This window comes from Candidatus Villigracilis affinis, assembly GCF_016705895.1.
Classification (GTDB): Bacteria; Chloroflexota; Anaerolineae; order Anaerolineales; family Villigracilaceae; genus Villigracilis; species Villigracilis affinis.
Genome location: NZ_JADJKT010000037.1, coordinates 359,760 through 372,654, shown reverse-complemented (window position 1 = coordinate 372,654; position 12,895 = coordinate 359,760). Strand labels below are relative to the sequence as shown.

The 12,895-nt window shown below is 48.6% G+C and carries 12 protein-coding genes; 2 read left to right on the top strand and 10 right to left on the bottom strand.

Translation table 11 applies throughout. The features are described 5' to 3' along the window. The 10 genes from IPI86_RS20405 to IPI86_RS20360 all read right to left on the bottom strand — a co-directional run bounded on the left by IPI86_RS20405 (position 1) and on the right by IPI86_RS20360 (position 9,987). The gene (locus IPI86_RS20405; RefSeq protein WP_345299857.1) at positions 1-2,307 is read right to left on the bottom strand and encodes a GAF domain-containing protein; all 2,307 of its coding nucleotides are present in this window, start codon (positions 2,305-2,307) and stop codon (positions 1-3) included. A gap of 192 nt (positions 2,308-2,499) precedes the next feature. Continuing rightward, positions 2,500-2,955 (bottom strand): response regulator, encoded by a 456-nt coding sequence (locus tag IPI86_RS20400; RefSeq protein WP_345299856.1) that lies wholly within the window; start codon positions 2,953-2,955, stop codon positions 2,500-2,502. 122 nt (positions 2,956-3,077) lie between these two features. Then, a complete protein-coding gene (locus IPI86_RS20395; protein WP_345299855.1) occupies positions 3,078-3,335 on the bottom strand; it encodes a hypothetical protein in 258 nt (85 codons plus the stop codon). Between the two features lie 407 nt (positions 3,336-3,742). Then, positions 3,743-4,558, bottom strand: a complete 816-nt coding sequence (locus tag IPI86_RS20390; protein WP_345299854.1) for a 2-oxo acid dehydrogenase subunit E2 — start codon at positions 4,556-4,558, stop codon at positions 3,743-3,745. Positions 4,559-4,719: 161 nt separating this feature from the next. Further along, positions 4,720-5,577, bottom strand: a complete 858-nt coding sequence (locus tag IPI86_RS20385) for a hypothetical protein (RefSeq protein WP_345299853.1) — start codon at positions 5,575-5,577, stop codon at positions 4,720-4,722. 581 nt (positions 5,578-6,158) lie between these two features. Then, the gene (locus IPI86_RS20380; RefSeq protein WP_345299852.1) at positions 6,159-7,274 is read right to left on the bottom strand and encodes a hypothetical protein; all 1,116 of its coding nucleotides are present in this window, start codon (positions 7,272-7,274) and stop codon (positions 6,159-6,161) included. 136 nt (positions 7,275-7,410) lie between these two features. Further along, positions 7,411-7,944 carry an NUDIX hydrolase gene (locus IPI86_RS20375; protein ID WP_345299851.1) on the bottom strand — a complete coding sequence of 178 codons (534 nt, stop codon included), beginning with the start codon at positions 7,942-7,944 and terminating at the stop codon, positions 7,411-7,413. A gap of 13 nt (positions 7,945-7,957) precedes the next feature. Continuing rightward, complete coding sequence (locus tag IPI86_RS20370; RefSeq protein ID WP_345299850.1) at positions 7,958-8,407, bottom strand: hypothetical protein; 450 nt, start codon at positions 8,405-8,407, stop codon at positions 7,958-7,960. A 127-nt stretch (positions 8,408-8,534) separates the two neighbouring features. Continuing rightward, on the bottom strand, positions 8,535-9,146 hold the full coding sequence (locus IPI86_RS20365; RefSeq protein WP_345299849.1) for a toll/interleukin-1 receptor domain-containing protein: 612 nt from the start codon (positions 9,144-9,146) through the stop codon (positions 8,535-8,537). Further along, on the bottom strand, positions 9,106-9,987 hold the full coding sequence (locus tag IPI86_RS20360) for a response regulator (protein ID WP_345299848.1): 882 nt from the start codon (positions 9,985-9,987) through the stop codon (positions 9,106-9,108). Before IPI86_RS20360 ends, IPI86_RS20365 begins: the two co-directional genes overlap by 41 nt. A 556-nt stretch (positions 9,988-10,543) precedes the next feature. Between IPI86_RS20360 and trmFO the strand changes: the two genes are divergently transcribed. Then, positions 10,544-11,893 (top strand): methylenetetrahydrofolate--tRNA-(uracil(54)-C(5))-methyltransferase (FADH(2)-oxidizing) TrmFO, encoded by a 1,350-nt coding sequence (gene trmFO / locus IPI86_RS20355; protein ID WP_345299847.1) that lies wholly within the window; start codon positions 10,544-10,546, stop codon positions 11,891-11,893. Positions 11,894-11,901: 8 nt separating this feature from the next. Then, complete coding sequence (locus tag IPI86_RS20350) at positions 11,902-12,804, top strand: M28 family peptidase (protein WP_345299846.1); 903 nt, start codon at positions 11,902-11,904, stop codon at positions 12,802-12,804. Positions 12,805-12,895 lie beyond the last annotated feature (91 nt).

The following is a 12,895-nucleotide window of genomic DNA, read 5'->3' as shown; positions in this document are numbered from 1 at the left end:
TTAGATCGGCAGCCAGACTGTGAATGTAGAGCCTTTGTCAGGCTCACTTGAGATATCAATGCTCCCGCCGTGATCTGTGACAATGCCATAGGTTACGGAGAGACCCAGGCCTGTACCGCCGCTGTCTCCTTTTGTGGTGAAGAATGGCTCGAAAATACGGTCTTGATTTATAGGCAAAATACCGATGCCGCTATCTTTGACCGCCATGATAACCCAATCGCGCTCAGCACGCACGGCTGAGGCTGTATTTACAAACAATTCGCCGCCTTTGGGCATGGCTTGCAAAGCGTTGTGGATCAGATTTAGCAGGACTTGTTTCATTTGATTACGGTCAATCGAGACCCAGGGCAGGCTGTCGCTCAACTCCAGTGTTAGATTGACGCCGTTCGTTTGAATGAGATGCCGCGTCAATGCGATGACATCGTTGACCACTTCGTTCAAGTCGGCGCGGGTGCGGATGCGCTCACCCTGCCGCGAAAAATCGAGCAGACGATGAACAACATCACTGGCGCGGCGCGCCTCACGCAGAACCATTTCCAAGTCATCGCGATGTGCTGAATCAGCGGGCAGTTCCTCCAAAACTAGTTCAGAGAAGCCTGTAACCGTGGTCAGTGGATTATTCAACTCATGAGCGATGCCCGCCGCCATTTCACCCACCGCAGCGAGTTTCGCAGCCTGAATGAGACGATTTTCTGCGGAACGCTGCGCCTCCATGCGTGAATTCAACTCGATCTCGATCGCACGTAACTGACGGATGGTCTCTTGTAACTTTTGGTATTGGTTTGCGCTGGAAATGACCGAAGCGAGAATCCCAGCCAGAGATTCCATTGCGATCAGATCATTGTGTGAAAAGGCGTTCTGTTCACGGCTCTCTACATCAATGATGCCCAGAATATTTTCGCCATCTTTCAAAGCTACGCAGATCTCGGAGTGCGCCTCCCAGCCTTTGATGGGTTTATACAGTTTTTCTTGATTCGTATCGTTCGTTAAAACACTTTCACCGGTCCGCGAGACATAACCAGTGACGCCATCAGGAATGATGAATTCATTGTTCTGATGCTCGGCAAGCGCCATTTGGACGGTTGCGGCCTGGGTACCACCGATGCCTTGAATGAAAAATGTACCCGTGTCATCCACCAGCAAAATGGCGGCAAGTTCATATTTGAAATACTGTGCGACCAATTCAGCGGTGATGTGTGCGACTTCTTTTTTATCGTTCAAGCCGATAACCTGTTGAACCACTTCATGGATCAACCCCAGACTTCGGGCACGACCTTCGGCTTCTTCACGCAGACGGGTGTACTCGATCAAGCCTGCCATGTGACTGGTGATCACAACCATGAGATGTTCGTCGTACTGACTGAACGCCTCAGCATGCAGGTTCTCGATGATGAGGACGCCGATGGCTTGTCCACGATATTTGAGGGGAACAATGAGTACTGAACGTGCGCCTTTGAATACAGGGACAAGTCCGTCTTTGACGGCATCCATCACACGGCGGACACGCGCTTCTTTTAGTACAGGCTGAATGGAATGCCCCGCCAGTGAAACGTTGAGCACATTCAATTTGCCTTCTAGCATGCGGTAATCGCGCAGCACACGTCCATCACTGGAACGCAGAAAGAGGGCGATCAACTCGGTGTTGAATGCACGCGCCAGCAGGCCGAACATACGTCGTGCCACCTGGTCCAAACTTTGAGCGGATGAGACCGTAAGGACGAAGTCGTTGAGCAGGCCAAGTCTGCGCAAATGCGCGGCCATTTCTGAGAAAGTAACCAACACTTCCACAGAAGGTGATACGCGCGAAGCAAGATCACGGAGCTGACCGAGTTCATTGCGTGAGAATTCACTTTGACGCCAAAGCGCAATCACACCGATCAAGCGTTGACCGATGACCAGTGGCAGGCCGACCCATACTTTTGTGGCGGGCTTCATCGGACCGACGGGAAGGGTCTCCCAGTTGGGATGTCCACGCGGGATGATCAATTCGGTCAGACTGCGATTCACGCGGCGGAGAATGGGATTTGTGTCAATGAGCAGGGAGAGGTTTTTGGCTTTCGAATCGTTCCATTCCGCCTGAATATCGAGCGATTCCCCGCGGCGGATCGCCAGCCATGCACCCTGACAGGGCACGGTCTGGACGATGGTGTTCAAAACTTTTTCGATGGCGAGCGGCAGATCGGAGGCCAGACCAGATTGCAGGTCCGGTAAGAACGGCTGATTGGGAACAGCCGAATGACCGGACAAAAGCGATGCAGTTAATTTCCACACTCTTTGGGCGTTGACCGTCTGCTTATCCGCCCCCACTACAATGGCCTGTGATGTACCTGAAACGGGAAGGACAATTTCTCAAGTTGGAGACGGATCTGGGTCAACAGCAACTCGATTTCTTTCCGCTCTTCGATGGCAAGGCGCAGAGAGGCCTCGAGGAAGCCTTCTCTAATTCTGGCAGGGTCTTAACCAAATGCTCATCGCGCGCGATCTGGGTGATCTTGTGATTCAGCTTTGTTTCGAGGCGCTTGCGATAGCCGTCGTAGAAATCGAATTCATTGACCAATTCAGGGCCTGCGGGGGCACCCTGGTTAACAATTCCTCCACGGTGGGCAGGAATTCCTCCAGCGCGACAGGCTTCTCGAGAAAACGGGTTGCCCCGATCGCGATGGCAAAAGCCTTGTCTTCGGGGGCTACATAGGTTGCAGAGAGGAATACCACGGGGATGTCGCGGGTCTCAGGGTTGATGCGCAAACGGTGGACAAGACTAAACCCGTCCATTTTGGGCATCAAAATATCGGTGATGATCACCGCGGGGTGTTCCTTTTGAATGATCTCCAGGGCTTCCTGACCATTCGGGGCGGTGACCACACGATAGCCTTTGAAGACCAGGGTCGCTTCCAGCAGTTTGAGAATGTCGGGGATGTCTTCGACGACGAGTAGATATTTCTGTTGTGTGTCCATATTTTTATTTTAATCCCGTATGCTTGTTTCGGTTATGTCAATATCGTTGGCGAATGCGGGTGGTGCAGAATTCTTTTATAAGATTACCAGATTTTTTGTTGGTGTCAATTGGGGTATTGGTTTCATTCAGTGCGGATGAATTTCGCCCACTTCCCGCTCAAGTCGACCAAATCGACCTTCCAGCCAGCATTGGTCCACGAGCGCCCATTGACATGGTTGCCTTCCTTTTCATGTTCCCACCACTTCTTAGATTCATAAGCCGAAAACGGCAATTTGCCATTCAAGATTTCTTCGATCTGCTCAAAGCGAAGTGTAACTTCTCTTTGGCTTTCAGGAAGACCGCGCAGGTATTTTTCAAGCGGAATATATTTGCCAGCCATCGTTTTTCCTTTCTTTAGGGAATAAAACGGCTTCGAAAACATTTCTGCTTCCAAAGCCGTTCGTGTTTCAAATATTCAAAAACGAGGTGGAGTGAGTTACTTCCGAGCGTTGATCTCGGTCAGCACTTTCTCTACCATCTCCTCGGTTAGCCCAGCGTCTTTGGCCTGCGGCATGGCTAGGATCTGCTTCAGGGTAAATCCTTTAGCCATTCCGATCATGGGATTCTTGGAGATGCCCTGGTACGTGCTTCTCCAGAATCTCCAACGCGTGAGTGTCTTTCATAATATCGCCGACTTTGGTGTCCAATGAATATGCCATTTTTTTCTCCTTGGTTTATAGGTTTCAGAAAACTTACAACTGACACATTGATTATACGGCAACTTCGTCCTGAGCGAGTGCTTGTCGCTTAACCTTCACCATCATCGCGTTCTCCCATTGTAAATTCTTCCATCCCATAGCCACTCTCGATTAATTCTTTGAGGCGCTGAGTAAACCGCGCAGCAGGCGCACCGTCAATAATGTCATGATCGAAGCTGATGGTCATGCACAGGTATTCGCGAATCTCAATACGTCCATCCGCGACGCCAGGTTTCTCTGCAATACCGCCAAGCGCAACATCAAGCGTATGTAGGCCAAATGGAATAGCCCAGCCACTACCCATTCCAAACATTCCAACCGAGGTCATACCAACGGTGCCGAAGCTCTTTTTTAACCAGTGTGGATTCTTGAAAATGAACCAGAAGAAAATATCCCAGACAAATGCAGGCAGGAGACCAAGCCATTTAACCCCAAATTCACGGGTCTGTTCTGGTTTTGCTTTGGTCATACGGATCTCATCATGAATATCTCTTAATGTGCGCTTGTTTGCCGCACGAACCCAGTGAGGTATGACTCTTTTTCGTCCGCCTGCTTCAGCCTCTACCATCGTATTCACATCCACCTCATCAAAGATGATAAGCCTGTTCCGCCAATCACGATAGGCGTGCATCCGCTTATTCTGGTCTATGGCTTGGACGAGACAAGCGATGACGAAAGCAGTAAAAGATAGTGTTTCACCAGTGCGCGTTTTATGTTCGTGGATCATGCGGCGCGGTTTGGTCACATCCACTTCGATCAAGGCGTGGACTGTATGTTTCCGCGACGCAAGGCGGCCACCTTGAACCGTTACCTGCCGTTCCATCGGGAAGGGCAACGCTTCATATTTCACATGGTTTATATTCATCGTTCACCTTAAACGCCCTATCCAGCACGGACGGTAACAACGTCCGCCTTCGGCGCAATTCCTCTCCCGCAGCGGACTGTAACTCCCGTAGCGATATCATCCCCATCTGGGATGCCAGTCGTGATTAGATACTATCGAGACACATCGCGATGATCCATTTTTTACCTATTCGTCTTATACCCTTTTCCCAACCCTATCTTAACCTCGTTAATCATGGGCTCCAGTTTTGACTTGAGATCATCCAAGTTATCCCAAAATGTAACAGGGGTATCTGCAATGTCAAAAGGAAGTTTCGTACCTACTTTTGCAGTTGCAATAATGGGTCTTCCAAGTCCTTCTGCAAATCCAATTTCATAAAAAACATTTGGGCTGGTTTTTGTCACATCGGCAATTACAAAAGCAGAATGTCGAATACCGTTCAAAATCCGCGGGAGTATCTTCTCCAAGGAGTAGACTTTATCAGTTCTTACCACATCGAATCCAAAATCGTTGCACACTGCCTTGTATACCTTATAGAGTTCGTCAAACTCTTCTTTGAATGGCATTACAATAAAAACGGTGTTTGGGATGGTGAGGTTTTCGCAAAGGGCAAGTACGTCTTCAGCCAACTGAGATACATTATCAGTATCCTGATTGAGGTTGTCGAAATCTTCTATGGATACAAGATGTGAATATCTCCTTCCAAACTGCTCTCTTTCCTTTTCATAAAGAGATGCACCTGCCCCTCCAAATTGACCGACTCCGAGAACAGGCTTCCCTGCAATTCTTGCCCAATTTGCGGCGAAAAATGTTCCTTCACCACCCGCAACAAAGATGGTTACATCGGCATCAGAAATTTGTTCAGGAGAATCTAAATCAGGATGTGTAAGTTCCCAATCAGTTCGCCTTGAGACTTGAATTCGGCCAACTCTGTGTGCAGGCTCATCATTTTTTAGCCTGTAACTTATTATTTGCTTGCGAGCATCGCGCCCATTTCTTTCAAGCCACTGACCAGCAGCCTCAGCAATTGTTTTATCCAAAGACCCACGGCATCCAGTTAACAAGATGTGCTCGCGTTCTACAATTAATTCGCCTAAACGCTGAATAAATTGGTGCCCAGGTCTCCGTGTGTTGGAATATCCCGTAACGATCCACCGACGAATATTTTCATTTATTCCTCCAAGTTTAATTACTTTCACCTTACATAATAATCTTCTTGTACAGTGGTTACCACTATTCCTAAAACGCCCACTCCCGCAGCACTATGCCCGCACCCAGCCTCCTCCAAATACGACAGGCAAGCGCTTTATTGACATTCAAACTTTCAATGTCGTATTTGGGGGAGGTGCCGAAGGCGGAGGGGATCACAACTCTCCCTTGAACGCCCTATCCAGCACGGACGGCAACAACGCGGACAATTCCTCCCCCGTCGCGGACTGTAACTCTCGCAGCGATATCATCCCCTTGTGGGACGCCAGCCGCGCTTGCCGAAGGTCTCGCGTTAGCAAGAAGCTATCAAGATAAACCACAATGCATCCTTGTTTGTCGCGCCAATCACGATTGTTCATTTTTATTTTCATAAATACAGCACGAATGATCGCAACTTCCATAGTTGAGCACTTTACAATAAACCTGTGCGGCGAAAGCGTTCTAAAAGTGCGGTGCTCTTGCCGTATTTTTCCCGAATATTTTTGAAACGTTCGATAAACTTATTTTTTCTTTGCTTGAATTCCGACATATCGCGCAATTCAACCAACAGTTTTGTAGCCTCATCATAGGTTGTGCCGCTTTTCTGCTCAAGAAGCTTTTCCACATACGCCCAATGAGCTTCATCCTCTTGTGCGAATTTCTCCAATCTTTCGATTCTCTTGCGTTCGGCTTCCTCTTGCGCTTTGCGATTCGCCGCCATTTCAATTTTCTCGGCTTGTTCAAATAATTCGCGCGCAACGCGTGTTGACTGGAACTGCGAAGGCGGCTTTCCTCCGCTCAATTGGCTAAGGTGTTTTTTCAAAGACAAGATTGCGCCAGGTTCGCCACGAACGATTTGAAGCAGGTGGGCGTCGCTTTCTGCGCGAGTCAATTTTGCAATCGCAGATTCAAGATCTGGCTCGGGAGAAGATACCGCATTTTTGCTGGCAGCCGCCGCGGCAGCGATAAGGTGCGAGTCTATTTCAAAGAATTCTGCAAACGCTTGCAAGCTGGCATTCAATTTTTTTAATCCCGTTGGCACGGGCGGTTCGAATTCCTCTTCCATTTCTTCGGGATCATCCATCGAAATAACTTTGAGCCAGGCAAGATATAGCATGCGTGTATCGCCTTGCAGGAGTTGCTCGCGCAGGGGTGTGAGTTGACCGAGAACGCTATCCGATTCGACCCATTCAAAAAAGTCCGAATCTTCATTGAGCTGTATCTCAAGAACGAAATATTTGCCGTGTTCTTCGAGCATGATCCGATCTTCAAAAAGATATGGCTGGACGGAGGAAACATCCACAAGGTCTTTGGGCAGGCGGAACATGAGCCGCCGCATACCAAAGTTTGAGTCATACAGAAATGCGTCGAAGTATTTTAGTAATATTTTTTCGGGGTCATGTTTGAAATCTCCCCACGAGTAGGTGACAACCGCCTGTGTGGACGTGACTGTGTCCATGTGGCTGGAAAGCCCGCCTACTTCGCGCTGTTCAGACGCATTCAAGGGACGGTCAATCGTTTGCCATTCATAATATTGATATTCACTCATAGTTCACCTTTGAACGCCCTATCCAACACGGACGGTAACAACGCGGACAATTCCTCCCCCGTAGCGGACTGTAACTCCCGCAGCGACGCCGGCCGCGCTTGGACACTATCGAGATACGCCACGATACCCGCAACCATCAGCCACCATTACTTTCAAAGTAAGCAAGCGCTTCTCGTAACCCAATTATGGTTTTTGAGTCTTCAAATTCCTGATCTCTCAATTTTTCTTTTATAGTTTCAAGCGATATAGCTACTTCTCGAATTCTTTCATCGGCTTCCAATTGCCGTTCTGTTTTTTCAAGGTCGAGTGCCAAAAACAAATACATTCTCTCGTTTGAATTTCCGACAGAAGCAAAATAGGAAGCAATTGGAATTAGTTTGTTGGCACGGTAACCAATTTCTTCTTCTAATTCACGCGCAGCGCAATCCATTGGGTTTTCATTGGGCTCAAGCCTGCCCGCTGGCAGTTCAATCAGTTCACGTTCAATGGAAATTCGGAATTGACGAATCAAGATAACACTATCGTCAATAACTGGAACTATCGCAACACCGCCAGAATGTTGGATATATTCCCTGACAGCAATTTCTCCATTATCTAAAGAAACTTGCCCACCCATAAGCGAGAATATTTTTCCTTTATGAATTTCTTCTTTCTTAATCCATTTTTCCATGCTTTCCTCTCAATTATTTTAATGCTTGAAAAGCGATTGAAATCCAGGAAGCGATTGCAACAATCCAGATAATGCCAATGTATGTTCCCTGACCACGCCATGTGATTTTTCGGTTGAGATGATCTTTGGGCAACAAACTACGACCCTTAATATAAATGTCCTCTTCAAAGAATAAGAGGGCTTCTTCCACTTGAATAAACAGATTAATTCTGTCTTGATAGCTTTTATAGTTTTTCAACAAATAAACCGTTCCTCCAATTGAGAGAGCTAGCAATATTAAAGCAGCAAACAATAATCCTTTGTTTGTATAAACCGAAGCACCAGCGATTATAAGAAACGCTGAAACAAGCCAAGTAGTAAATCTCCAACTATCTTCACGCCAATGTACTGCTTCGTTCCAAAATTGGGGAAGAACCTGTCGCAGAATTTCAATTTTCTCAGTATCATTTATTTTATGTGTCATGATTCACTCCTTTCACAACTCTCCCTTGAACGCCCTATCCAGCACGGACGGTAACAACGCGGACAATTCCTCCCCCGTAGCGGACTGTAACTCCCGCAGCGACGCCAGCCGCACTTGCAATGTATTCCTAACCACGGGCTTTCCTTCTTGCTAACCCTACTCTAATTGCATCTAACAGCTTTTTTTCTCCCTTTCCATTATCCCAATCGATTACGTGAAGATCTTTCAGCAATTCTGGAATTGGGCAGTCGTCAATCCTTAATGGAAGGATGTAAATATCATCGGGCAGCATCCCCTCCCATTTATCCATAGCCTTTTTAAGCTCTTTTTGGACGACTCCCCTTCTTGAGACAGAATTATTTGATAAAACTGCGAGAAAAATTTCACACTCATCAATTGCTTTGCTAATAGCCCTGAACCAGTTTTCACCACCTTTTATGGAATAAACATCCATCCAAGGGTTGTGCTTTTTGTTTCTAAGCGACCTGTATACACTCTCGACAACCTTGTTATCAGTTCTTGCATAAGAGACAAATATATCCGCAGGTTGATCGCTAGGCTTATATAATTCCTTAATAATATTGCTATTAATAGCCGTCACAACGACCCCTGACGAATTACCAGTTGCACTTTTCTCGGAAATCACCAAATTATTTGGAACTTCATACCCTGCAGCAGTGTAGAATTTTTCTAACCATTCAGAATCTAAGTTTGTGGCAGCTTGTAATCTTCTTGGCAAAATACTCCAGTTCAGCAGAATTCGGAATAGTGTTTTCACGCAACCATTTTTGGATAGTCATTGAATTGCGACCATAACCTAGTTGATCATTCATCTCATCTAGCACATCAGCGAATTGTCGCTTCTGTGTCTTCGCATACAGGTCAATTGCCACCTGTAGCAAGTATCGAAAACGATTATTTTCATCCATAGATTGAATTCCTCGTTCTATAGCATTAATAAGTTTATCTAAAGGCAGGTCATCGTTCTTGGAGAAATCACTAGGTTTTTTCCAAGAAGAATCTTTCTCAATGAAATCTAAAATTTGATATTTCTGTGACACATCTCTCATCAAGTTAACTGTTATGTATCCACTGAAAATTATTACGCTGGTTCGTTTTCCTGTATTATGAATTTGTTCTATCACCTTCAATCCATCAAGATTCGATGGATTGCTTTCATCTAGCCGAAGATCAATGACAGCAATATCAATAGGCTTTTCATTTAAGATGGAACTTGCTTCTGAATATGATCCCGCTACTTCCACCTGATAATTTAGATTAGACAAATATACGGCAAGAAGATTTTGCCATCCTTCATAATCATCGACAATCAATACACTAGCTTTGTATTTCACTTGCTCATGCTTAGTTTCAGAACTGAACATCTCACAACTCTCCCTTAAATGCCCTATCCAGCACGGACGGTAACAACGCATCCAATCCTCCCCCGTAGCGGACTGTAACTCCCGCACCGCCACCAGCCGCGTCCAAAGACCATCCACGAATTTTTCACGAATGCACGAATCCTGCGTCATCCATTCGTGAATTCGTGGTTTTATTCGTGGACGGTTTTCCGCCATCACAACTCTCCCTTGAACGCCCTATCCAGCACGGACGGTAACAACGTGTCCAATTCCTCTCCCGTCTGGGACTGTAATATCATCCCCTTGTGGAACATAAGCCACACTTGCCGAAGGTCCCGTGCTAGCGGGAAGCTATCGAGATACGGCACAATCCGTCCGCGCGTCAATACCATCTGCTCGGTGATGTACTCATCATCCCAGCCAGCGGTATGTAAATTCGGGACTATGTAAGTTCTACAGGTATCGGCTTCTGTTGGCATGGGGTTACCCCATTATTTTCCCCAGTATACCTCATGCACATCCAGATGAATCAACGCCGATTTCCCTGCTTCGCAAAGTCATTGAAACGGGGAATCCTTCGACTCTCCTTCGACACTCCTTCGACTGTCTAACATCTCAATCTTGGCATCCTACCCTGACAACTATACGAAATTTCTCAGTCTCAAGCCTTCCACCGTATTTTATCCAACAGGTAGCTTGTCCCATATCCATCTCATATCGTCCCCATATCCATCCCATATCGCCCACCATCCACTGGTAAAATACCTTCCCTATGACATCCCTCACCATTATCGGCGGCGGACTGGCTGGCAGTGAAGCCGCCTGGCAGGTTGCCCAAAGCGGATTCAAAGTCCGCTTGTATGAGATGCGCCCAGCGAACCCTACAGGCGCGCACCTCACAGGCGACCTTGCCGAGTTGGTCTGTTCCAACTCACTGGGCTCCAACCTGCCCGACCGCGCCTCGGGTGTCCTCAAAAACGAACTCAGGCAGTTGAATTCCATGCTGCTCGATTGCGCCGAAGCCTCCGCTCTCCCCGCAGGCGCGGCCCTCGCCGTGGACCGTGAAGCCTTCGCGCGTCTCGTCACCGAAAAGATTCAAAGCCACCCCAATATCGAAGTCATCCGCGCAGAGATGAAGGAAATTCCCGATTCCCCCGTCATCATCGCCAGCGGACCACTCACCTCTGAAAGCCTTTCACAATCCATCGCCAAACTAAGCGGCGATGAACATCTCTTCTTTTTCGACGCCATCGCCCCCATCGTCCACGCGGATTCCATCAACATGCAGATCGCCTTCCGCGCCTCGCGCTATGGGCAGGGCGACCAGGACGAAGGCGACTACATTAACTGTCCCTTCACCAAAGACGAATACTACGCCTTCGTCAACGCGCTTCAAACCGCCGAACGTATTCAACTTCATTCTTTCGAAGAAGCAATTCGCACTGGCGTGAAAGCGGGTCAATTCTTCGAAGGCTGTCTGCCCATTGAGATCATCGCCGAACGCGGAGCAGATTCACTTGCCTTTGGCCCCATGCGCCCTGTCGGCTTGCGTGATCCGCGCACAGACAAACGCCCCTACGCCGTCGTCCAACTCCGTCAGGATAATCTTGCAGGCAGTTTGTATAATCTCGTTGGTTTTCAAACCAACCTCAAATTCCCCGAACAAAGACGCGTCCTGCGCATGATCCCCGGGCTTGAGCAGGCCGAGTTCGAACGCTACGGTCAAATGCACCGCAACACCTTCATCGCCTCGCCCAAACTTCTGCGCCCCACCCTGCAACACATCACCCGCGACGACCTTTTCTTCGCAGGCCAGATCACGGGCGTCGAAGGCTACATGGGCAACATCGCCACGGGTCTGCTCGCAGGCCTCAACGCCGCACACCTGCTTCAAGGAAAACCTCCCATCACCCTCCCGCGCGAAACCATGCTCGGCGCACTCTGTCACTACATCACCCACGCCGACCTCAAAGACTTCCAACCCATGAAAGCCAATTTCGGCATCCTCCCCCCGCTCGAACTCGAAAAACGCATCGGCAAACGCGAACGCGGTCAACGCTACGCCGACCGTGCCACCGCCGCACTCAACAATCACTTGAATCTCCTAATCCCTAATCTCTAATTCCTCACATGACCAAACGCGCCGCCATCATTTACCTCTCTTCGATCTTCGCTCTTCTGGCCTTGGTTGCAGGCTGGTACATCGCCTCCTTTCTTAACCGTGAAACTGATCCTGTTTCCTTCGACAGTTCCCGCGCCTACGCAGACGTGCAAACGCAGGTTGATTTCGGTCCGCGCATTCCTGGCACAGACGGTCACGCCAAAATCCGCGCATGGATGCAAGCCGAACTCGAATCCGCGGGTTGGGCCGTCGAAGTCCACGAAACCGAACGCATGGGGCATCCCGTGTACAACCTCATCGCCAAACGCAGCGACGCAGAACCGCAGATCATCCTCGGCGCACACTACGATACCCGCATGATCGCCGACCACGACCCGCAGCCCACCAACCTCAACAAACCTGTCCCCGGTGCAAATGATGGCGCTTCAGGTGTGGCCGTTCTGCTCGAACTGGCGCGTGCCCTCCCCGAAGACAGCGTCCCTGTTTGGCTGGTATTCTTCGACACCGAAGACAACGGCCGCATCGAAGGCTGGGATTGGATTTTAGGTTCACGCGCCTTCGCCGAAGAAATTCCCGTTCGGCCTGAAGCAGTTGTCATCGTAGATATGATCGGCGACTCAGATTTGAACATCCACCTCGAGCAAAATTCCGATGTCGCCATCCGCACCGAGATCTGGGCCATCGCCGCCCAGCTTGGCTACGGCGATAAGTTCATCAACGAAGAAAAATATTCCATGCTCGACGATCACACGCCCTTCCTCGAAGCCGGCATCCCCGCCGTCGATATCATCGACTTCGATTATCCCTACTGGCACACCACGCAAGACACCCCCGATAAAGTCTCCGCCGAAAGCCTCGGCGTCGTCGGCAACACCCTGCTGACTTGGATCGTGGGAAAAACTCCAAAATAACACTGCTGGTCGAGTAGTCGCGCGTATTTTTCGCGAGACATATCGAGGATACATTCTCAAATAAATATATGGTCAAAAGTCTAAACAAGGC

Excerpts from the sequence above, each read along its gene's own strand:
- IPI86_RS20400 (WP_345299856.1), bottom strand. The coding sequence starts at position 2,955 with ATGGACACACAACAGAAATATCTACTCGTCGTCGAAGACATCCCCGAC.
- IPI86_RS20395 (WP_345299855.1), bottom strand. The coding sequence starts at position 3,335 with ATGGCTGGCAAATATATTCCGCTTGAAAAATACCTGCGCGGTCTTCCT.
- IPI86_RS20390 (WP_345299854.1), bottom strand. The coding sequence starts at position 4,558 with ATGAATATAAACCATGTGAAATATGAAGCGTTGCCCTTCCCGATGGAA.
- IPI86_RS20380 (WP_345299852.1), bottom strand. The coding sequence starts at position 7,274 with ATGAGTGAATATCAATATTATGAATGGCAAACGATTGACCGTCCCTTG.
- IPI86_RS20375 (WP_345299851.1), bottom strand. The coding sequence starts at position 7,944 with ATGGAAAAATGGATTAAGAAAGAAGAAATTCATAAAGGAAAAATATTC.
- IPI86_RS20370 (WP_345299850.1), bottom strand. The coding sequence starts at position 8,407 with ATGACACATAAAATAAATGATACTGAGAAAATTGAAATTCTGCGACAG.
- IPI86_RS20360 (WP_345299848.1), bottom strand. The coding sequence starts at position 9,987 with ATGGCGGAAAACCGTCCACGAATAAAACCACGAATTCACGAATGGATG.
- trmFO (WP_345299847.1), top strand. The coding sequence starts at position 10,544 with ATGACATCCCTCACCATTATCGGCGGCGGACTGGCTGGCAGTGAAGCC.
- IPI86_RS20350 (WP_345299846.1), top strand. The coding sequence starts at position 11,902 with ATGACCAAACGCGCCGCCATCATTTACCTCTCTTCGATCTTCGCTCTT.